The organism is Pseudomonas sp. SP16.1 (assembly GCF_052682975.1).
In genome coordinates this window covers 2,515,572-2,534,804 of record NZ_JBQYFZ010000001.1, presented here as the reverse complement: position 1 = coordinate 2,534,804, position 19,233 = coordinate 2,515,572, and the positions used below count along the sequence as shown (strand labels likewise).

The following is a 19,233-nucleotide window of genomic DNA, read 5'->3' as shown; positions in this document are numbered from 1 at the left end:
GTGGGCTTTAGCCTGCCAGCGGTGTGAAGCCTGCAGGCTTCCAAGTCCAATAGCTACAGGCACATGGCGCAATGGCAGCGCCGCTCTCATGGCGCCAGGCTCAGCGGCTGCTGGACCTCCAGCAGATACTGCGCCACTTTTCCGCTGTTGCGCAGTTGCGCCAGGCCGCGGTTGAAGCGTTCGATGCGCTCGGCATTGCCGGGCACCTCGCGCGACAGCAATAGATGCAGACTGTCGCGGCGCAGCGGCTTGGAATGGAAGCTCAGGCGGGCGCGCTCGGCGGCGGTGAAATGCTGGTGCAGCAGGTCGAAGCCGACCACTTTGTCTACGGGAAACAGATCGATCCGGCCAGCGAGCAATTGGCGCAGGCCCTGTTCGTCGCTGGTCAGGCGGCTCACCCGCAGCTGGCCCGCCGCCTCCGCCTGCTGGAAGGCCGTGCCGTAGTCGTAGCCGCGCGTGGCGGCGATGCGCAGACCTTGCAGATCCTCGATCCGGCTCCAGTCGAAGGCGTGGTCCTTGCGGTGGAACAGGTGGTAGCCGCTTTGCAGTACCGGATCGCTGATATAGAAGCGTCGCTCGCGCTCGGTGGTGTAAAGCCACACCGCGCTGCCGTCGCGCTCGCCCTTCCCGGCCATCTTCAGCGAGCGCGCCCAGGGGTGGAATTCCCATCGCACCTCGATGCCTTCCTGGGCGAAGGCTTCGGCGACGATCCGCGAGGCGACGCCATGGTGCGGCAGCTTTTCACCGAGGTAGGGCGGCCACTCGCCATTGGTCAGGCGCAGCGACTCGGCAGCCGATGCACTCGCCAGCGACAGGGCGCAGAGAAGGAGGAAGAGGCGCATGCGGTACTGTTTCCGGCAACCGGTTGCGGTTGAGTCTAGAGGCAGATTGCCGGCTGCGCCGCGACCTTCTTATTGCAGCATGCTCATCGCCGCCTCCATCGCGGCGGAGAGGTCTTCGTCGGCCTGCATGTCGACCTGCGGGTCGAGGCCCAGCTTGGCGAACGCCGGCACCTTGCTCCAGTCGAGCTGGGTGTAGGGGTGCTCGCTGCCGAGGTAGCTCTGCAGGGTGGCGACCTGGACGATGTCGACGTAGTCGGCCTTGGCCGAGTCGCGGGCGAAGTTCAGGTACTGGCTGGGCACCATGGCGATGGGTTCGGGGAACTCCCAGGTGCGCAGGATCTTGTCGCCGATGATCGGATGGATCTGCTCGATCACGTGGTTGAGGCTGATCGAGTCGGCCAGCAGCTCGTTGTGGTCCTCGGCATAGGTGAGGATCGGCAGCACGCCGATCTGGTGCACCAGGCCGGCGAGGGTGGCCTGATCCGGCATCAGGCGGGTGTAGTGGCGGCACAGTACATGGCAGATGCCGGCGATCTCGGTGCTCTTGTTCCACACCTCGCGCATCTTGCGGTCGACCACGTCGCTGGTGGCCTGGAACATCTGCTCCATGGCCAGGCCGGTGGCGAGATTGCAGGTGTAGTTGATGCCCAGGCGGCTGACCGCCATCTGCAGGTCGGTGATTTCCTTGTTGCTGCGCAGCAGCGGGCTGTTGACCACCTTGATGATGCGCGCGGTGAGGGCGGCATCGTTGCCGATCACCTTGCTGATCTGCGGAATGCCGATGTCCGGATCTTCAGCCGCCTCGCGGACTTTTAAGGCCACCTCGGGCAGGGTCGGCAGCACCAGCTCATCGTTCTCGATGGCGTGGATCAGCTCCTGTTGGACTTTTTCGGCGAGCTTGCTCATTAACGGGTTCTCTTCGGCAAAGGTTACGGCGCTGTCGTCAGGTTCGAGTCGCGTAGCGCCGGATGAGGGAGACGGGCATGCCGCCAAGGCCTTGATGATGGGGCGACGCGGCAAGCCCGTTAACGCTGGATTTCCTTGTCGGCATCCAGCCGATAGGGCAATTCGAGCAGGCTCAGCAGCGGGCCTTCTGGAGAACCCAGGCGGATGCGCTCATCGGCCACGGCATCCTCCTGCAGCACCGCCAGCAGTTCGACGCCACTCTCGGCGCGGGCGGCCAGCACCACTTCGCCGACGCTGGAACCATGCACCGGCGAGAATAGTTCGCAGGCCTTGGCGGGCACCTCGTCGCCGGCCAGGGCCAGGCGGTACAGGCGGCGCTTGAGCTTGCCCAGGTACTGCATGCGCGCGACGATCTCCTGGCCGGTATAGCAGCCTTTCTTGAAGCTCACTCCGCCCAGGGCCTGCAGGTTGATCATTTGCGGAATGAACAGCTCGCGGGTGGCGCCGAACACCTGGCCGACGCCGGCGCGCACCTGGGCCAGCAGCCAGTCGTTCAGCGGCGCCTGCGCCAGGGAGGCAGACAGCGTGGCCTGCAGCGTGTCGGCGGCGTCGGCCGGAGCCCAGAGTTCGGCGCGGCCATCGTCCAGGCGCACGGCCAGCAGCTGGCCGGCGCTGGCCAGGGCATCACCGCTTGCGCCAAGTTCGAGGCCAAGCTCGCGCAGGACGGCGTCGCCGCCGAGCAGGCCGAAGCGCACCCAGGCGCTGCTCTCGTCGCTGAGCTTGGATTTGGAGAACACCGCGTACTTCTGCAGGTCGGCCAGCTGCGGCTCGATCAGCTCGCGAGCCATGGCCAGGAGGTAGCCGTTTTCCACCGGCACGAGGCGAAAGCTCGACAGCATGCGGCCCTTGGGCGTGCAGCGGGCGCCGAGGCTGCAATGGCTGGCGGACAGGTAATCGAGGTTGCAGGTCAGCTGGCCCTGGAGGAACTTGGCGGCATCCGCGCCGCGCACGGCGAGCAGGCCTTCGTGGTCGAGGAGGGTGAAGTACGCGCTATCGGCCATGGTGGGAATCGAGTCGCTGGAGAAAAGTTGGGGGCTCATCATAAAAGCAGCTGCAAGCCCCAAGCTACAGGCTTCAAGCAAAAGCGCAGAAAAAGCGCGAGTTTGCCGCCCGAGCGTCAGGCCGAAACTCCAGCGCAGCGCATCAGGGGGGGCGGTCATCCGCCTCGCCGCTGCTGTTATACTGCCGGTCTCTCTCAAGGAGCCGCTACATGGCCGATGCAACCGAACTCAATCGCCTCTTCTGGCACAGCCGCCGCGGCATGCTGGAGCTGGATGTACTGCTGGTCCCCTTCGTCAAGGAGGTCTACCCCGGCCTGGATGCCGAAGACCAGGCGCGTTACCGCAAGCTGCTGGAGTGTGAGGATCAGGACATGTTCGGCTGGTTCATGCAGCGCGGCGAGCCGGAAGACGCCGACCTCAAGCGCATGGTGCGCATGATCCTGGACCGTGTCCAACCCAAGTAACCCGTTCGAGTGCCACTGGCAGCCCTCCCGCGGGCTGCTCGGGCTCTACCTGGGCGTGGTGCTTCTGGCGCTGGCGGCGCCCTGGCTGGCCGACCTGCCGCTGTGGCTTCAGCTGCTGTCGCTCCCGGCGGGCCTGATACATGTCGCCTGGGTGCTGCCGCGGCACATCTTGCTGTCCTCGGCGCAGGCCGTTCGCGGGCTGCGTCGCGACGCGCTCGGTTGGCAGCTGTGGAGTCCGGCGCAGGGCTGGCAGCCGGTGCAGCTGCGCCCGGACAGCCTGGCGCTGCCGTTGCTGGTGGTGCTGCGTTTTCGTCGGCCGGGCGAGTGCTGCACTCGCAGTTTGTGCATCCCGCGCGATGCGCTGTCGCGCGAGCAGCACAGGCGCCTGCGCCTGCGTCTGAAGTTCAGTCGCAGGCGCTGGGCTGCGCCGCAGGTTGCGGGGTCAGAATAGTGTCGCGCGCCTCGGCTAGCTGCTCGGGGTAGTCCAGCGTGTAATGCAGGCCGCGACTCTCGTGGCGCTGCATGGCCGAGCGGATCATCAGTTCCGCCACAAGAGCGAGGTTCCTCAGTTCGATCAGGTCGCGGCTGACCTTGTAGTTGGAGTAGAACTCGTCGATCTCGTCCAGCAGCAGGCGCACGCGGTGCTGGGCGCGCTGCAGGCGCTTGTTGGTGCGCACGATGCCGACGTAGTCCCACATGAAGCGCCGCAGCTCATCCCAGTTGTGCGCGATGATCACGTCCTCGTCCGAGTCGGTCACCTGGCTGGCGTCCCAGCAGGGCAGGTCGGTCGGCATGCTCACCGCGTCGAGTTGGGTGACGATGTCGGCACAGGCGGAGCGGGCGTAGACGAAGCACTCCAGCAGCGAGTTGCTGGCCATGCGGTTGGCGCCGTGCAGTCCGGTGAAGCTGGTTTCGCCTATGGCGTACAGGCCGGGCACGTCGGTACGCCCTTGCTGGTCGACGACCACGCCGCCACAGGTATAGTGCGCCGCCGGCACCACCGGGATGGGCTGCTTGGTGATGTCGATGCCGAAGCCCAGGCAGCGCTCATAAACGGTGGGGAAATGGTTCTTGATGAATTCCGCCGGCTTGTGGCTGATGTCCAGGTAGACGCAGTCTATCCCTAAGCGCTTCATCTCGTGGTCGATCGCGCGGGCGACTATGTCGCGCGGCGCCAGTTCGGCGCGCTGGTCGAAGCGTGGCATGAAACGCTCGCCGTTGGGGAGCTTGAGCAGTCCGCCTTCGCCGCGCACCGCTTCGGTGATCAGGAAGCTCTTGGCCTGCGGGTGGTACAGGCAGGTGGGGTGGAACTGGTTGAACTCCAGGTTGCCCACCCGGCAGCCGGCGCGCCAGGCCATGGCGATGCCGTCGCCGCAGGCGCCGTCGGGGTTGCTGGTGTAGAGATAGACCTTGGCCGCACCGCCGGTGGCGAGAATCACGAAGCGCGCGCCGAAGGTGTCCACCTCGCCCTTCTCGCGGTCCAGCACATAGGCGCCCAGGCAGCGTTCGCCATCCAGGCCGAGTTTGCGTTCGGTGATCAGGTCGACCGCCACGCGCTGTTCCAGCAGCTCGATGTTGGCTCGCTGCCGCGCCTGTTCCAGCAAGGTATTGAAGATCGCCGCGCCGGTGGCGTCGGCGGCATGGATGATGCGGCGGTGGCTATGCCCCCCTTCGCGGGTCAGATGGAACTCGAAACCGCCGTCTTCACGTGCGGTTTCGGCCTCGCGGGTGAAGGGAACGCCCTGATCGATCAGCCATTGGATGGCTTCGCGGCTATGCTCCACGGTGAATCGCACGGCATCGGCGCGGCACAGGCCGGCGCCGGCGTTGAGGGTGTCGGCGACATGCGACTCGATCGTATCGGTATCGTCGAGTACCGCCGCCACGCCGCCCTGGGCCCAATAGGTGGAGCCATTGGCCAGGCTGCCCTTGCTCAGCACCGCGATGCGCAGGCTGGGGGGCAGGGTAAGGGCAAGGGTCAGGCCGGCAGCGCCGCTGCCGATGACCAGAACGTCATGCTGGAAGTGATGGCTCATGTGCGAATCCCGCGGAAAAGCGGACCCTAGTATATAGAGAGGGGCGGCGGCACAATAGCTGGCTTATGACCGACCGCGGTGCTCGGGAACTTTCTTAGTCGCTAAGGTTCCATAGAGGGGTCGCCCATATAAGGGAGAACGCTTGTGCGCGCCCGTTATCCTCTTCGACTCGTCTGTCGAATTGCCGGGCAAACAGGGCGATAAGATTTATTCGCGCGAGCGGGAAGGGTCCCGTTGGCGCCATTCCTTGCAGAGATAAAAAACTCTGCAGGAAGCTTGCTTGGAGGGGAGAACTTTTGCGTAAGGCCCGAGTCTATCTTGGCAGGCTGATTCGCTTACGGACGCAAGCCTCCTCCATGCATCAAGAGGAGAATGCATGCTAACCCAGGAAGACGATCAGCAGCTGGTCGAGCGAGTGCAGCGCGGTGACAAGCGCGCCTTCGATCTGTTGGTGCTGAAGTATCAGCACAAGATTCTCGGGTTGATCGTGCGATTCGTGCACGATACCCACGAGGCTCAGGATGTCGCCCAGGAAGCCTTCGTCAAGGCTTACCGGGCGCTTGGAAACTTTCGCGGTGACAGCGCGTTCTATACCTGGCTGTACCGCATCGCCATCAATACGGCGAAGAACTACCTGGTGTCCCGCGGTCGGCGGCCGCCAGATAGTGATGTCAGTAGCGATGACGCGGAGTTCTATGACGGCGACCACGCCCTCAAGGACATCGAGTCACCGGAACGGGCATTGCTGCGCGACGAGATCGAGGCCGCTGTGCATCGGACCATCGCCCAGTTGCCGGACGATTTGCGCACGGCGCTGACTTTGCGCGAGTTTGAAGGTTTGAGTTACGAGGACATTGCCAGCGTGATGCAGTGTCCGGTCGGCACCGTACGTTCACGGATCTTCCGGGCGCGCGAGGCCATTGATAAATCTCTGCAACCCCTGTTGCAGGAAGCCTGAGACAGCGGCGACAGCCAAGAGAGGAACACCATGAGTCGTGAAACCCTGCAGGAATCGCTGTCCGCGGTGATGGATAACGAAGCGGACGAACTGGAATTGCGGCGTGTGCTCGCGGCCAGTGAGGATGGCGAGCTGCGCGGTACTTGGACGCGTTATCAGATCGCCCGTGCGGCCATGCACAGGGAATTGCTGGAGCCGCGTCTGGACATCGCCGCAGCGGTCTCCGCGGCGCTGGCCGACGAAGAGCTGCCGGTGCGCAAGGCGTCGTTATGGCGCAGTGTGAGTCGCGTTGCGGTGGCTGCCTCTGTTACCGTCGCGGTACTCGCCGGTGTGCGCCTGTACAATCAGGACGAGTTGAGCTCCAGCCAGTTGGCGCAACAGAGCGTTGCGCCGGCGCTGACCGTGCCCCAGGCGCAAGGGCCTGCACTGCTTGCCGGCTACAGCAGTGGCGAAGAGGCGGACGAGGCGGCCAAACTGGGTACCGCCAGCTGGCACGAGCAACGTCTGCCGACCTACCTGCGCCAGCATGCGCAGCAGGCGGCAATGGCGGGGGGCGAAACCGTGCTGCCCTATGCGCGAGCCGCAAGCCTGGAAAACCGCTAGTTAAGGAGTCACATGCGCGCGATTGCTCTCTGGTTTATCGGTGGTTGGCTGGCATCGCCAGTGCATGCCGGCGAAGCACAGGACTGGCTCAATCGCCTCGCCGCTGCCGAGCGGGAGCAGAGCTTTCAAGGCACCTTCATCTATGAGCGCAACGGTAGTTTTTCCACCCACGGTATCTGGCGCGAGGTAGAGGCGGGCGGTGCGGTGCGTGAACGCCTGCTGCAGCTCGACGGCCCGGCGCAGGAAGTGCTGAAAGTGGACGGCCAGACCCAGTGCGTCAGTGGCGCGTTGGCCGACCAGGTCGCCGAGGGCCAGTCCTGGCCGGCGCGTCAGTTGGATGCCGAAAAGCTGGCCCGCTGGTATGACATTCGTGTGGCCGGTAACTCGCGCATCGCCGGGCGTGGCGCGGTGGTCCTGGTGCTGGCACCCAAGGATCAACACCGTTACGGTTTCGAGTTGCATCTGGATCGGGATACCGGCCTGCCGCTGAAGTCCTTGCTGCTCAACGAAAAGGGCCAACTGCTGGAGCGTTTTCAGTTCACTCAGCTGCAGGTCTCGGCGCCCGAGGCGGTTGGGCTGCAAGCCAGTTCGCGCTGCCGTCCCGTGCGTTTCCGTACGGTCGACCAGGTGGCCGACGATCTCTGGCGCTCGGACTGGCTACCACCCGGTTTCACCCTCAATGCCGCCCAGTTGCGGCGCAGTCCGGCCTCCGACCAGCGCGTCACCTGCCTGATGTATGGCGATGGCCTGGCGCGTTTCTCGGTCTTTCTCGAGTCCCTGCAGGGGGCGGTGGTGGAAGATGCGCGCAGCCAACTCGGCCCCACCGTCGCGGTATCGCGGCGGATGGCCACCGACGAGGGTGATGTGATGGTCACCGTGGTCGGTGAGATCCCCTTGGGCACCGCCGAGCGCATCGCGCTGTCGATGCGTGCCGGAGCGGCCGAACAGGTCGCGCAATGATCGAAGAGCAGGGGCGCGTAGTGGCGGTCGAGCCCGGCGCGGTCTGGGTCGAGACGCTGCGCAAGAGCACCTGTTCCGGTTGCTCGGCCAATGCCGCCTGCGGTCAGGGTCTGATGGAGCGCCTCGGCGTAGGGCGCCAGCGCGGGTATCTGCGTGCCCTGAGCCAGCTGCAGCTGTCCGTGGGCGATAGCGTGGTGATTGGCGTACGCGAAGACCTGCTGGTGCGCAGTTCGCTGCTGGTCTATCTGTTTCCGCTGCTTGGTTTGCTGGCCGCTGCGTTGGTGGCCGAGAGCCTGGGGCTGACCGAGCCCCTGATCATCCTCGCCGGTCTCGCCGGCCTGTTCGGTACCTGGTTGCTGGTGCGCTGGCGTGCATCGCGCTATGCCGACGATCCCGAATTGCAACCCGTTGTCCTGCGTGCGCTGCTCGCCGGAGGGTCTGCGGCGAATTGAGCGTGTTTGCTTTGTCCATGGGGAGTTGTAGTCGATGAGAAACCTGAAGTCCGTTGCACCGCTGCTGGCGGCTGCCCTGCTCTGGGGGCAGAGCCTGTTGGCTCAGGCCAGCCTGCCCGATTTCACCGAGTTGGTGGAGGAGGCCTCGCCCGCGGTGGTCAACATCAGTACCCGGCAGAAGATGCCGGAGCGCGTTGCCGGCGGCCAATTGGCCATTCCCGATCTGGAAGGGCTGCCGCCGATGTTTCGCGAGTTCTTCGAGCGCAGCATTCCCCAGGTTCCGCGTAGCCCTGGCGGCGGTCGGCAGCGCGAAGCGCAGTCGCTGGGCTCGGGCTTCATCATTTCCCCCGATGGCTACGTGCTGACCAACAATCATGTGGTGGCCGATGCCGACGAGATCATCGTACGCCTGTCCGACCGTAGCGAGCTGGAGGCCAGGCTGATCGGCGCCGATCCGCGCAGCGACGTGGCGTTGCTCAAGGTCGAGGGCAAGGACCTGCCGACCGTACGCCTGGGCAAGTCCGACGAGCTCAAGGTCGGCGAGTGGGTGCTGGCCATCGGCTCGCCGTTCGGCTTCGATCACTCGGTGACCTCCGGTATCGTCAGTGCCAAGGGGCGCAACCTGCCGAGCGACAGCTACGTGCCCTTCATCCAGACAGACGTGGCGATCAATCCGGGTAACTCCGGCGGCCCGCTGTTCAACCTCAAGGGCGAAGTGGTCGGTATCAACTCGCAGATCTTCACCCGTTCCGGCGGCTTCATGGGGCTGTCGTTCGCCATTCCGATGGAGGTGGCGCTGCAGGTGGCCGATCAGCTCAAGAGCGACGGCAAGGTCACCCGCGGCTGGCTGGGCGTGGTGATCCAGGAGGTGAACAAGGATCTCGCCGAGTCCTTCGGTCTGGAAAAACCCGCCGGTGCGCTGGTCGCCCAGGTGCTGGAGGATGGTCCGGCGGACAAGGGTGGTCTGCAGGTCGGCGACGTCATCCTCAGCCTCAACGGCGAGCCGATCGTCATGTCGGCCGACCTGCCGCACTTGGTCGGGGGGCTCAAACCCGGCGCGAAAGCGCGCATGGATGTCGTTCGTGATGGATCGCGCAAGCAACTCGACGTCACAATCGGCACCCTGCCGGATGATGACCAGGCGCTGGCGGCTTCCGCTGTGCAGGGTGGCGAGCGCAGCAATAATCGACTGGGCGTGACGGTCGCCGAGCTCAGTGCCGAGCAGAAGAAGGGCCTCGACCTGCGGGGCGGTGTGGTGGTCAAGGAAGTGCTCAACGGGCCGGCGGCGATGATCGGTCTGCGTCCTGGCGACGTGATCACCCATCTGAACAACCAGGCCATCGATTCCACCGCCACCTTCGCCCAGGTGGCGCACGAACTGCCGAAGAATCGCTCGGTGTCGATGCGCGTACTGCGTCAAGGGCGTGCCAGCTTTATCACCTTCAAGTTGGCTGAGTAACCCGGGCAAGGCTGAAGAAGGGCGCTTTCGGGCGCCCTTCTGCGTATCTGCACCAGCGCGGCGCGGACGTGACGCGGTGGCGAGGGATCGGGTACAATCCGCGGCTATTTTCGGCAAGCGTCTTGCCTGTGCCTTCTTCGAGTGTTGATCCGTGAGTGACCTGAGTCATATCCGCAATTTTTCCATCATTGCCCACATCGACCACGGCAAGTCCACCTTGGCTGACCGTTTCATCCAGATGTGCGGCGGCCTCGCCGCGCGTGAAATGGAGGCTCAGGTTCTGGACTCCATGGATCTGGAGCGTGAGCGCGGCATCACCATCAAGGCGCACAGCGTTACGCTTCACTACAAGGCGCAGGATGGCAAGACCTACCAGCTGAACTTCATCGATACCCCCGGTCACGTCGACTTCACCTACGAGGTCAGCCGCTCCCTGGCGGCCTGCGAGGGCGCGTTGCTGGTAGTGGACGCCGGTCAGGGCGTCGAGGCGCAGTCGGTGGCCAACTGCTACACCGCCATCGAGCAGGGGCTCGAGGTCATGCCGGTGCTGAACAAGATGGACCTGCCCCAGGCCGACCCGGATCGCGTCAAGGACGAGATCGAGAAGATCATCGGCATCGACGCCACCGACGCCGTGGCCTGCAGCGCCAAGAGTGGCATGGGCGTGGACGAGGTGCTCGAGCGCCTGGTGCAGACCATTCCGGCGCCGACCGGCGATATCGAAGCGCCGCTGCAGGCGCTGATCATCGACTCCTGGTTCGACAACTATCTGGGCGTGGTCTCGCTGGTGCGCGTGCGTCAGGGGCGAGTGAAGAAGGGCGACAAGATCCTGGTCAAGTCCACCGGCAAGGTGCACCTGGTCGACAGCGTCGGCGTGTTCACCCCGAAGCACACCGCCACCGCTGACCTGAAGGCCGGTGAAGTGGGCTTCATCATCGCCAGCATCAAGGACATTCACGGTGCGCCGGTGGGCGACACCCTGACCCTGTCTTCGACCCCCGAGGTCGAGGTGCTGCCAGGCTTCAAGAAAATCCAGCCGCAGGTCTACGCCGGCCTGTTCCCGGTCAGCTCCGACGACTTCGAGGACTTCCGCGACGCCCTGCAGAAACTGACCCTCAACGACTCGTCGCTGCAATACATGCCGGAAAGCTCCGACGCCCTGGGCTTCGGCTTCCGTTGCGGCTTCCTCGGCATGCTGCACATGGAGATCATCCAGGAGCGCCTGGAGCGCGAATACGACCTGGACCTGATCACCACCGCGCCAAGCGTGATCTACGAGCTCGAGCTCAAGACCGGTGAAACCATCACCGTCGACAACCCCTCCAAGCTGCCGGATGTCTCGGCCGTCGCCGACTTCCGCGAGCCGATAGTCACCGCGACCATCCTGGTGCCGCAGGAGCACCTGGGCAACGTCATCACCCTGTGCATCGAGAAACGCGGCGTGCAGCGCGACATGCAGTTCCTCGGTTCTCAGGTGCAGGTTCGTTACGACCTGCCGATGAACGAGGTGGTGCTGGACTTCTTCGACCGTCTGAAGTCGACCAGCCGCGGCTATGCGTCGCTGGACTATCATTTCGATCGCTATCAGTCTGCCAATCTGGTCAAGCTGGACGTGCTGATCAACGGCGACAAGGTCGATGCCCTGGCCTTGATCGTGCACCGCGACAACGCGGCCTACAAGGGCCGTGCACTGACCGAGAAGATGAAGGAACTGATCCCGCGGCAGATGTTCGACGTGGCGATCCAGGCAGCCATTGGTGGCCAGATCATCGCGCGGACCACGGTCAAGGCGCTGCGCAAGAACGTATTGGCCAAGTGCTACGGCGGCGACGTCAGCCGTAAGAAGAAGCTGCTGGAGAAGCAGAAGGCCGGTAAGAAACGCATGAAGCAGGTCGGTAACGTGGAAATTCCACAGGAAGCCTTCCTTGCCGTGCTCAGGTTGGATAGCTAAGGCTTTATGTCGATCAATTTCCCGCTCCTGTTGGTTATCGCGGTCGCCGTGTGCGGCTTTCTGGCTCTGGTCGACCTGGTTCTGCTGGCGCCGCGCCGGCGCTCGGCCATCGCCGCCTATCAGGGGCGCGTCGACGAACCCGACGAACGCGTGCTGGAGCGGCTGAGCAAGGAGCCCTTGCTGGTCGAGTACGGCAAGTCCTTCTTCCCGGTGCTGGCCATCGTGCTGGTGCTGCGCTCCTTCCTGGTCGAGCCGTTCCAGATTCCGTCCGGTTCGATGAAGCCGACACTGGAAGTGGGCGATTTCATCCTGGTCAACAAGTTCGCCTACGGCATCCGCCTGCCGGTGCTCGATACCAAGGTGATCGAGGTCGACAATCCGCAGCGCGGCGACGTCATGGTGTTCCGCTACCCCAGCGATCCGGCGATCAACTACATCAAGCGGGTGGTCGGTCTGCCCGGTGATCGCATCCAGTACACCCAGGGCAAGCGTCTGCTGATCAATGGCGAGCCGGTCGCGGAGCAACTGCTCGGCGAAGAAGCCGGCAGCCTGGGCAGCGCGATGCTCTACCAGGAGCGCCTGGGCCAGGTGGAGCACACCATCCGCAAGGAAATGAGCCGCATGCGTCGTGAGCCCGGCGGCGAGTGGGTGGTGCCGCAGGGGCACTATTTCATGATGGGCGACAACCGCGACAATTCCAATGACAGCCGCTACTGGCGCGACCGCAAGATCCCCGAGGCGCTCTGGGGCATGGTCCCGGACGACCATATCGTCGGCAAGGCCTTCGCCATCTGGATGAGCTGGCCGGAGCCGAAGACCGCCAATTTGCCCAGCTTCTCGCGTGTCGGCCTGATTCATTGAGCACTGGCGCGCTGCTTTCGACAGCGCGCCAGGCTATAAATAGTCTTGCCGCAAAGGCTCCAACAAGACCGTCCATTGGGGATACACATGACTTTCGCGCGTTCGCAGCAGGGCCTGTCCATTCTGGGCTGGCTGATGGTTCTGGCCGTGGTGGCGTTCTTCGCCAGCACCGCATTCAAGGTGATTCCGCACTATCTCGACTACATGTCGCTGGAGAAGATCATCACCTCGGTCGAAACCGACAAGGCACTGGAAGTGCGTACCGTCGGCGAGTTCTACAGCCATGTCGAAAAGGGCATGCAGGTCAACAGCATCCGCGACCTGAAGATGCGCGACATCCTCAAGGTGAAGGTGGAGAACAACGAGTTCCTGGCCCACCTGAAATATGAAAAACGCGAGCCGCTGATCGAGAACCTCGATCTGGTGGTGACCTTCGACAAAGAATTTCGTGTACGCATGCCGTGAGTTCCAATCTGTCCCGCCTCGAGCGCAAGCTCGGTCATAGCTTCAAGGACCAGGATCTGATGATCCTGGCCCTCACCCATCGCAGTTTCGCCGGGCGCAACAACGAGCGCCTGGAATTTCTCGGCGATGCCATCCTCAACTTCGTCGCCGGCGAGGCGCTGTTCGAGCGTTTCCCGCAGGCGCGTGAAGGCCAGCTGTCGCGCCTGCGCGCACGCCTGGTCAAGGGCGAGACCCTGGCCGTGCTGGCCCGCGGCTTCGAGCTGGGCGAATACCTGCGCCTGGGCTCGGGCGAGCTCAAGAGCGGCGGCTTCCGTCGTGAGTCGATCCTGGCCGATGCCCTGGAGGCGCTGATTGGCGCCATCTACCTGGACGCCGGCATGGAGGCCGCGCGTGAGCGCGTGCTGGCCTGGTTGACCGGTGAGCTGGATGGCCTGACCCTGGTCGATACCAACAAGGATCCCAAGACACGCCTGCAGGAGTTCCTGCAGTCGCGTGCCTGCGAACTGCCCCGTTACGAGGTGGTGGACATTCAGGGCGAGCCGCACTGCCGTACCTTCATGGTCGAGTGCCAGGTCGCCCTGCTCAACGAAAAGACCCTGGGCCAGGGCGGCAGCCGGCGTATCGCCGAGCAGGTCGCCGCGGCTGCGGCGCTGATCGCCCTCGGGGTGGAGAACGGCAATGACTGATGCACCCGTGAGCCGCTGCGGCTATGTCGCCATCGTCGGTCGCCCCAACGTGGGCAAATCGACGCTGCTCAACCACATCCTCGGGCAGAAGCTGGCGATCACCTCGCGCAAGCCGCAGACCACCCGCCACAACATGCTCGGGATCAAGACCGAGGGCGAGATCCAGGCGGTCTACGTCGACACCCCCGGCCTGCACAAACACAACGACAAAGCGCTCAACCGCTACATGAACCGCAGCGCCTCCAGCGCGCTGAAGGACGTCGACGTGGTGGTGTTCGTGGTCGACCGCATGCGCTGGACCGATGAGGATCAGCTGGTGCTGGAGAAGGTCCAGCACGTCAAATGCCCGATCCTGCTGGCGGTGAACAAGGCGGATCGTCTGGAAGACCGGAGCGAGCTGCTGCCGCATCTGAACTGGCTGGCCGAGCAGTTGCCGCAGGCGGAGATCGTGCCGATCTCCGCGTTGCAGGGACAGAACCTCGATACCCTGGAGCGTCTGGTCGGCGAGCGCCTGCCCGAGGGTGAGCACTTCTTCCCGGAAGACCAGATCACCGACCGCTCCAGTCGTTTCCTCGCCGCCGAGCTGGTGCGCGAGAAGATCATGCGTCAGCTCGGCGCCGAGCTGCCGTACCAGATCACCGTGGAGATCGAGGAGTTCAAGCAGGAAGGGCGCATTCTGCATATCCATGCGCTGATCCTGGTGGAGCGCGACGGGCAGAAGAAGATCATCATCGGCGACAAGGGCGAGCGCATCAAACGCATCGGCGCCGATGCGCGTAAGGATATGGAGGTGCTGTTCGACTCCAAGGTCATGCTCAACCTCTGGGTCAAGGTCAAAGGCGGCTGGTCCGACGACGAGCGCGCCCTGCGTTCGCTGGGCTATCTGGATCTGTAGGGTGCGCCTTGCGCACCGTCCCTCGCTGGCATAGCCCTTCCAGGCGGTTACTTGTTCATGACTGATGCCGCCTACGTTCTGCATAGCCGCCCCTACAAGGAAAGCAGCGCCCTGGTGGATTTCTTCACTCCCCAGGGGCGCCTGCGCGCGGTGCTGCGCGCCGCGCGCGGCAAGGCCGGCAGCATTGCCCGGCCGTTCGCCCCGCTGGAACTGGAACTGCGCGGGCGCGGCGAGCTGAAGACCGTCGGTCGCCTGGAAAGCGCCGGCATCCCGCTGCTGCTTAGCGGCGAGGCGCTGTTCTCCGGGCTCTACCTCAATGAACTGCTGATCCGCCTGCTGCCGGCCGAAGATCCGCACCCGATGATGCTCCAGCACTACGCCCTGACGCTCCAGGCGCTGGCCGCCGGCCGGCCGCTGGAGCCGCTGCTGCGTGCCTTTGAATGGCGCCTGCTGGACGAGTTGGGCTATGGTTTCGCCCTGGATCGCGACCAGCAGGGCGCGCCCGTTGCGCCCGACGGCCTGTATCGCTGGCAGCTGGACGCCGGCCTGGTACCGGTGGCGCAACTGCAGCCCGGCGTGTTCAATGGTCGCGACCTGCTGGCCATGGCCGAGGCCGATTGGAGCGCCCCCGGCGCCCTGGCCGCGGCCAAGCGCCTGATGCGCCAGGCGTTGGCCCCTCATCTCGGCGGCAGGCCCCTGGTCAGCCGCGAACTCTTCATGACGCTCAAGGAGCCCAAGCGTGACTGATGCCAATCGAATCCTGCTCGGCGTGAACATCGATCACGTCGCCACCCTGCGCCAGGCCCGCGGCACCCGCTACCCCGATCCGGTCAAGGCTGCGCTGGATGCCGAGGAGGCCGGCGCCGACGGCATCACCGTGCACCTGCGCGAAGATCGCCGGCATATCCAGGACCGCGACGTGCGCGTGCTGGCCGAAGTGCTGCAGACGCGGATGAACTTCGAGATGGGGGTGACCGACTTCATGCTCGGTTTCGCCGAGCAGATCCGTCCGGCGCACGTCTGCCTGGTGCCGGAAACCCGCCAGGAGCTGACCACCGAAGGCGGCCTGGACGTGGCAGGCCAGGAGGCGCGCATCGCTGCCGCGATCGAGCGGCTGTCCCGCGCCGGCTGCGAGGTGTCGCTGTTCATCGATGCCGAGGAGCGGCAGATCGAGGCGGCCAAGCGTATCGGTGCGCCGGCCATCGAGCTGCACACCGGGCGATACGCCGATGCCCACACGCCCGAGGAGGCCGCCCGCGAGTTGGCGCGTATCCGTGACGGCGTCGCCTGCGGCCTGCAGCATGACCTGATCGTCAACGCCGGTCACGGCCTGCACTACCACAACGCCGAGGCGGTGGCCGCGATCGCCGGGATCAACGAGCTGAACATCGGCCACGCCATCGTCGCTCATGCGCTGTTCGTCGGCTTCAAGCAGGCGGTGGCGGAGATGAAGGCGCTGATCGTCGCGGCGGCCAATCGCGGGTAACAGCCTGCCGTGGAAAGGGGGGCCGGCTTGGGCATCCGCCTTCGCTAATGCAGGTGCAGCCGCGACTTGCCGGCCATCCATCGTCGCGAAAGCGCCTCCCGCCTCGCATGTTTCAGCTCTGCGCAAACGCCTGGATCATCTGCGTAGCGAGCGCCTCGATGGCATCGCTGCGCTGATGGCCGCGAATCAGCTTGATATGGTACTGGCCCAGCGGCGGCAGTCCCTGCTCGATGCCGAGCCGGCGCAGCGGCGGCCTGACCAGGCTGCGCGGGAAGGGCGCGATGGCCAGGTCGGCGATCATCGCCGCCTCCTGGCCGGCGCATTGTTCGCAGGAATAGGCGACGCGGTAGGCCACTTCATGGCGATCCAGCGCATCGAGCGCGGTGCGGCGCCAGGCGCAGCCGGGATTGGCCAGGGCCAATGGCAGCGGTGAGCGCTGCAGGGCCAGGCCGCCGTCGCGACCGGCCCAGACCAGCTCCTCGGAATAGATCACCTCGCCCCTGGCATCGTCCAGGCCGTCATTGCCGGCATTGATCAGGGTCAGATCGAGCTCGCCGGCATCCAGCTTGGCCACCAGATCCACGCTGCGTCCGACATTGACCTCGACCTCCACGCCGGGATGGCTGCGGGCGAACAGGGTGAGCACGCCCGGCAAGACCCGGTCGCCGATATCGTTCGGCGTGCCGAAGCGCACCTTGCCGCTCAGTGCCGGGATGAGGAACTGCGCCACCGCTTCCTCGTTGAGCCTGAGCAGGCGCCTGGCATAGCCCAGCAGCAGTTCGCCTTCGGCGGTCAGTCGCACCCGCCGCGCCTCGCGCACGAACAGCCTGCGCCCGAGGATTTCCTCCAGGCGCTTGATCTGCAGGCTGACAGCGGCCGTGCTGCGAAACACCTGGGCAGCGGTGCGAGTGAAGCTGCCGCTGTCGGCGATGGCGACAAAGGTACGCAGCACATCGCTTTCCAGAAGCGGCAGGGGAGCGGGAGCCGACGCGTTCATGGTTCGTTAAATATCTCTTAATAAGCTGTTTGATATTTGTCGTTTGTTTGAACGATAGGCGCGATTCATCCTGGCCGCAAGCCCGGCACAAAGCCGGCAAGCAACAGGAGGAAAGGCCATGAGAAGGTCGTACGAATGCGACAAGCCGCGCCAACCCATGCCCGAATTCTATCTGCCGGCCATGTGGCCGCTGGATCTGCAGAATGCCATCGCCGATTGGATCGGCGCCTGGTGGTGGCGCCGGCGCATGCGCCGCCTGCTGGCGCAGGATAGCGAGGGGCGGATTCGTCTGGGCAGTGCCAAGGGGGTGGTGGAACAGGGCGCGGCAGAGCCGTTGCGCCTTATCGCGCAACGGCGAGCCAGGTGGTTGCGCGGCGGCTGACGCCTGCTCCTTCGTGGCCTGCTGCGCGCAGCCCTACGGTTTGCGCGCGATCAGTACGGCGCGGGTCGGCGCCGGCAGGCCTTCGATGGTGCGGCTGTGGTCGGCCGGGTCGAGAAATTCCGGCAGCGACTGGAAGCGCATCCATTCGGTGGCGCGTTGTTCTTCCACCGAGGTGGTGCTGACGTCGACGCAGCGCACCTCCGTGAAGCCCGCGCGGCGCAACCAGCGCTCCAGCGCCGGCACCGAGGGCAGGAACCAGACGTTGCGCATCTGCGCGTAGCGGTCCTCGGGCACCAGCACCTGCTCGGCATCGCCTTCGACCACCAGGGTTTCCAGCACCAGTTCGCCGCCGCTGACCAGTGCCTCCTTGAGATCGAACAGATGGTCGATGGGCGAGCGACGGTGGTACAGCACGCCCATGGAGAACAGCGTGTCGAAGCCCTGCAGCCTGGCCGGCAGTTCCTCGAAGGCCAGCGGCAGGTGCCACACCGGTTGCTCCGGCAGGTAGCGCTTGATCGCCAGGAACTGGCAGAGGAACAGCCAGTTGGGGTCGATGCCGACCACGCTGTCGGCCCCCGCGCCGAGCATGCGCCACATGTAGTAGCCGTTGCCGCAGCCAACGTCGAGGATGCGTTTGCCGGCCAGATCCAGATGCGGGGCGACTCGCTGCCATTTCCAGTCCGAGCGCCATTCGGTGTCGATATGCACCCCGAACAGCTCGAACGGCCCCTTGCGCCAGGGGATCAGTCCCTGCAGGGCGGTCTTCAGTTGCGCGCGGCTGGCCTCGTCGCAGGGGCCGTCGAAGGCGAAGCGCTGGGCCAGTTCCACGTCGCTGACCGGTAGATCCGGCAGCGCCTGCACCGCGCCGTACCAGCGCGCCAGGTCGCCGTGACCGATGGCCAGCTTGGCGTCGAGCTGACCGGGCAGGTCGGCCGTCCAGTCCTGCAGCGGGCTGCCGGCCAGTTGCGCCTGCAGGGCGTCAAGATCCAGATCGCGCATCATGGCAGCGCCACCAGGGAGGCGAAGTTCAGGCACTGGAACCACGGCACCACCTTGCTGAAACCGGCGGCCAGCAGGCGCTCGCGGTGCTGCTCGAGGCTGTCGGGCAGCATCACCTTCTCGATGGCGCTGCGCTTCTGCGCGATCTCCAGTTCGCTGTAGCCGTTGGCGCGTTTGAAGGCCATGTGCAGTTCGGTGAGCAGCTCGTGCTCGGCGGCGTCTTCGAAGTGCAGCTTCTCCGAGAGGATCAGCGCGCCGCCTGGCAGCAACACCTGGCGGATGCGCGTGAGCAGCTCCAGGCGGCGCTCCGGCGGGATGAACTGCAGGGTGAAATTGAGCGTCACCAGCGAGGCGGGTTGCAGTTCCAGGGCGAGGATATCGGCCTCGATCACGCAGGCCGGCAAAAGCTCCTGGAACATTGCGTCCTGCGCATGCAGGTACTCGCGGCAGCGTTCGACCATGGCGCAGGAGTTGTCCACGGCGATCACCCGGCAGCCTTCGCTGCGTACATGGCGACGCAGCGCCTGGGTCACCGCGCCGAGCGAGGCGCCGAGGTCGTAAAGCACGCTGTGCGGCTGGGCGAACTGGCCGGCGAGCACGCCGATGTTCTCGACTATGGTGGGGTAGCCGGGCACCGAGCGCTTGATCATGTCGGGGAAGACCCGAGCCACGTCCTCGTTGAAGACGAAATCGGGTACCTCGGCCAGCGGCTGGGCGAATAGACGATCGGATTCTTGGCTCACGGCGGTCGCAACGGGCAGCGGAATAAG

The 19,233-nt window shown here is 64.9% G+C and carries 22 protein-coding genes; 15 read left to right on the top strand and 7 right to left on the bottom strand.

What is annotated here, in order from left to right; translation table 11 throughout:
* Window positions 1-86 precede the first annotated feature (86 nt).
* The 3 genes from ACUTAF_RS12275 to ygfZ form a co-directional block, all read right to left on the bottom strand.
* Window positions 87-842 carry a substrate-binding periplasmic protein gene (locus ACUTAF_RS12275; RefSeq protein WP_445580223.1) on the bottom strand — a complete coding sequence of 252 codons (756 nt, stop codon included), beginning with the start codon at window positions 840-842 and terminating at the stop codon, window positions 87-89.
* Window positions 843-911: 69 nt separating this feature from the next.
* Entirely contained in the window at window positions 912-1,748 is an 837-nt protein-coding gene (locus ACUTAF_RS12270; protein ID WP_445580222.1) for an HDOD domain-containing protein, read from the bottom strand.
* A 119-nt stretch (window positions 1,749-1,867) separates the two neighbouring features.
* A complete protein-coding gene (ygfZ, locus tag ACUTAF_RS12265) occupies window positions 1,868-2,809 on the bottom strand; it encodes a CAF17-like 4Fe-4S cluster assembly/insertion protein YgfZ (RefSeq protein WP_445582436.1) in 942 nt (313 codons plus the stop codon).
* Between the two features lie 209 nt (window positions 2,810-3,018).
* Between ygfZ and ACUTAF_RS12260 the strand changes: the two genes are divergently transcribed.
* Both ACUTAF_RS12260 and ACUTAF_RS12255 read left to right on the top strand, forming a co-directional pair.
* Window positions 3,019-3,273 carry an FAD assembly factor SdhE gene (locus tag ACUTAF_RS12260; protein ID WP_445580221.1) on the top strand — a complete coding sequence of 85 codons (255 nt, stop codon included), beginning with the start codon at window positions 3,019-3,021 and terminating at the stop codon, window positions 3,271-3,273.
* A complete protein-coding gene (locus ACUTAF_RS12255; RefSeq protein ID WP_445580220.1) occupies window positions 3,257-3,724 on the top strand; it encodes a protein YgfX in 468 nt (155 codons plus the stop codon). Before ACUTAF_RS12260 ends, ACUTAF_RS12255 begins: the two co-directional genes overlap by 17 nt.
* On the opposite strand, the gene nadB is transcribed toward ACUTAF_RS12255, so the two are convergent.
* Window positions 3,678-5,309, bottom strand: coding sequence for an L-aspartate oxidase (gene nadB / locus ACUTAF_RS12250; protein WP_445580219.1), 1,632 nt, complete (start codon window positions 5,307-5,309; stop codon window positions 3,678-3,680). The two genes, ACUTAF_RS12255 and nadB, sit on opposite strands and share 47 nt — an antisense overlap.
* 376 nt (window positions 5,310-5,685) lie before the next feature.
* Here nadB and rpoE point away from each other — a divergent pair, with 376 nt between their 5' ends.
* From rpoE to pdxJ, 12 genes are all read left to right on the top strand, one after another.
* Window positions 5,686-6,267 (top strand): RNA polymerase sigma factor RpoE, encoded by a 582-nt coding sequence (rpoE, locus tag ACUTAF_RS12245; RefSeq protein ID WP_445580218.1) that lies wholly within the window; start codon window positions 5,686-5,688, stop codon window positions 6,265-6,267.
* Between the two features lie 30 nt (window positions 6,268-6,297).
* Window positions 6,298-6,870: an RseA family anti-sigma factor gene (locus tag ACUTAF_RS12240; protein WP_445580217.1), complete on the top strand. Its 573-nt coding sequence runs from the start codon at window positions 6,298-6,300 to the stop codon at window positions 6,868-6,870.
* Window positions 6,871-6,882: 12 nt separating this feature from the next.
* Window positions 6,883-7,830 carry a MucB/RseB C-terminal domain-containing protein gene (locus tag ACUTAF_RS12235; RefSeq protein WP_445580216.1) on the top strand — a complete coding sequence of 316 codons (948 nt, stop codon included), beginning with the start codon at window positions 6,883-6,885 and terminating at the stop codon, window positions 7,828-7,830.
* A complete protein-coding gene (locus ACUTAF_RS12230) occupies window positions 7,827-8,282 on the top strand; it encodes a SoxR reducing system RseC family protein (RefSeq protein WP_445580215.1) in 456 nt (151 codons plus the stop codon). The genes ACUTAF_RS12235 and ACUTAF_RS12230 overlap by 4 nt, the downstream gene beginning before the upstream one ends.
* Window positions 8,283-8,316: 34 nt before the next feature.
* A complete protein-coding gene (locus ACUTAF_RS12225; protein WP_445580214.1) occupies window positions 8,317-9,741 on the top strand; it encodes a DegQ family serine endoprotease in 1,425 nt (474 codons plus the stop codon).
* A gap of 151 nt (window positions 9,742-9,892) precedes the next feature.
* Window positions 9,893-11,692, top strand: a complete 1,800-nt coding sequence (gene lepA, locus ACUTAF_RS12220) for a translation elongation factor 4 (protein WP_445580213.1) — start codon at window positions 9,893-9,895, stop codon at window positions 11,690-11,692.
* Window positions 11,693-11,698: 6 nt separating this feature from the next.
* On the top strand, window positions 11,699-12,553 hold the full coding sequence (lepB, locus tag ACUTAF_RS12215; protein ID WP_445580212.1) for a signal peptidase I: 855 nt from the start codon (window positions 11,699-11,701) through the stop codon (window positions 12,551-12,553).
* An 87-nt stretch (window positions 12,554-12,640) separates the two neighbouring features.
* On the top strand, window positions 12,641-13,018 hold the full coding sequence (locus tag ACUTAF_RS12210; RefSeq protein WP_445580211.1) for a DUF4845 domain-containing protein: 378 nt from the start codon (window positions 12,641-12,643) through the stop codon (window positions 13,016-13,018).
* On the top strand, window positions 13,015-13,704 hold the full coding sequence (rnc, locus tag ACUTAF_RS12205) for a ribonuclease III (protein WP_445580210.1): 690 nt from the start codon (window positions 13,015-13,017) through the stop codon (window positions 13,702-13,704). The genes ACUTAF_RS12210 and rnc overlap by 4 nt, the downstream gene beginning before the upstream one ends.
* A complete protein-coding gene (gene era / locus ACUTAF_RS12200; RefSeq protein ID WP_445580209.1) occupies window positions 13,697-14,599 on the top strand; it encodes a GTPase Era in 903 nt (300 codons plus the stop codon). The genes rnc and era overlap by 8 nt, the downstream gene beginning before the upstream one ends.
* A gap of 57 nt (window positions 14,600-14,656) precedes the next feature.
* On the top strand, window positions 14,657-15,346 hold the full coding sequence (gene recO / locus ACUTAF_RS12195; RefSeq protein WP_445580208.1) for a DNA repair protein RecO: 690 nt from the start codon (window positions 14,657-14,659) through the stop codon (window positions 15,344-15,346).
* Entirely contained in the window at window positions 15,339-16,085 is a 747-nt protein-coding gene (pdxJ, locus tag ACUTAF_RS12190) for a pyridoxine 5'-phosphate synthase (protein ID WP_445580207.1), read from the top strand. Before recO ends, pdxJ begins: the two co-directional genes overlap by 8 nt.
* 112 nt (window positions 16,086-16,197) lie before the next feature.
* Here pdxJ and ACUTAF_RS12185 read toward each other — a convergent pair whose 3' ends face one another.
* Entirely contained in the window at window positions 16,198-17,082 is an 885-nt protein-coding gene (locus ACUTAF_RS12185) for a LysR substrate-binding domain-containing protein (protein WP_445580206.1), read from the bottom strand.
* Window positions 17,083-17,200: 118 nt separating this feature from the next.
* Between ACUTAF_RS12185 and ACUTAF_RS12180 the strand changes: the two genes are divergently transcribed.
* Window positions 17,201-17,464, top strand: coding sequence for a hypothetical protein (locus tag ACUTAF_RS12180; RefSeq protein WP_445580205.1), 264 nt, complete (start codon window positions 17,201-17,203; stop codon window positions 17,462-17,464).
* A 33-nt stretch (window positions 17,465-17,497) separates the two neighbouring features.
* Here ACUTAF_RS12180 and cmoB read toward each other — a convergent pair whose 3' ends face one another.
* Entirely contained in the window at window positions 17,498-18,466 is a 969-nt protein-coding gene (cmoB, locus tag ACUTAF_RS12175; protein WP_445580204.1) for a tRNA 5-methoxyuridine(34)/uridine 5-oxyacetic acid(34) synthase CmoB, read from the bottom strand.
* On the bottom strand, window positions 18,463-19,206 hold the full coding sequence (gene cmoA / locus ACUTAF_RS12170) for a carboxy-S-adenosyl-L-methionine synthase CmoA (RefSeq protein ID WP_445580203.1): 744 nt from the start codon (window positions 19,204-19,206) through the stop codon (window positions 18,463-18,465). The genes cmoB and cmoA overlap by 4 nt, the downstream gene beginning before the upstream one ends.
* Window positions 19,207-19,233: the final 27 nt, after the last annotated feature.

Excerpts from the sequence above, each read along its gene's own strand:
- ACUTAF_RS12240 (WP_445580217.1), top strand. The coding sequence starts at position 6,298 with ATGAGTCGTGAAACCCTGCAGGAATCGCTGTCCGCGGTGATGGATAAC.
- ACUTAF_RS12180 (WP_445580205.1), top strand. The coding sequence starts at position 17,201 with ATGAGAAGGTCGTACGAATGCGACAAGCCGCGCCAACCCATGCCCGAA.
- ygfZ (WP_445582436.1), bottom strand. The coding sequence starts at position 2,809 with ATGGCCGATAGCGCGTACTTCACCCTCCTCGACCACGAAGGCCTGCTC.
- rpoE (WP_445580218.1), top strand. The coding sequence starts at position 5,686 with ATGCTAACCCAGGAAGACGATCAGCAGCTGGTCGAGCGAGTGCAGCGC.
- recO (WP_445580208.1), top strand. The coding sequence starts at position 14,657 with ATGACTGATGCCGCCTACGTTCTGCATAGCCGCCCCTACAAGGAAAGC.
- lepB (WP_445580212.1), top strand. The coding sequence starts at position 11,699 with ATGTCGATCAATTTCCCGCTCCTGTTGGTTATCGCGGTCGCCGTGTGC.
- era (WP_445580209.1), top strand. The coding sequence starts at position 13,697 with ATGACTGATGCACCCGTGAGCCGCTGCGGCTATGTCGCCATCGTCGGT.
- nadB (WP_445580219.1), bottom strand. The coding sequence starts at position 5,309 with ATGAGCCATCACTTCCAGCATGACGTTCTGGTCATCGGCAGCGGCGCT.
- ACUTAF_RS12210 (WP_445580211.1), top strand. The coding sequence starts at position 12,641 with ATGACTTTCGCGCGTTCGCAGCAGGGCCTGTCCATTCTGGGCTGGCTG.
- ACUTAF_RS12260 (WP_445580221.1), top strand. The coding sequence starts at position 3,019 with ATGGCCGATGCAACCGAACTCAATCGCCTCTTCTGGCACAGCCGCCGC.
- ACUTAF_RS12230 (WP_445580215.1), top strand. The coding sequence starts at position 7,827 with ATGATCGAAGAGCAGGGGCGCGTAGTGGCGGTCGAGCCCGGCGCGGTC.
- ACUTAF_RS12185 (WP_445580206.1), bottom strand. The coding sequence starts at position 17,082 with ATGAACGCGTCGGCTCCCGCTCCCCTGCCGCTTCTGGAAAGCGATGTG.
- ACUTAF_RS12235 (WP_445580216.1), top strand. The coding sequence starts at position 6,883 with ATGCGCGCGATTGCTCTCTGGTTTATCGGTGGTTGGCTGGCATCGCCA.
- ACUTAF_RS12270 (WP_445580222.1), bottom strand. The coding sequence starts at position 1,748 with ATGAGCAAGCTCGCCGAAAAAGTCCAACAGGAGCTGATCCACGCCATC.
- ACUTAF_RS12225 (WP_445580214.1), top strand. The coding sequence starts at position 8,317 with ATGAGAAACCTGAAGTCCGTTGCACCGCTGCTGGCGGCTGCCCTGCTC.
- ACUTAF_RS12275 (WP_445580223.1), bottom strand. The coding sequence starts at position 842 with ATGCGCCTCTTCCTCCTTCTCTGCGCCCTGTCGCTGGCGAGTGCATCG.
- cmoB (WP_445580204.1), bottom strand. The coding sequence starts at position 18,466 with ATGATGCGCGATCTGGATCTTGACGCCCTGCAGGCGCAACTGGCCGGC.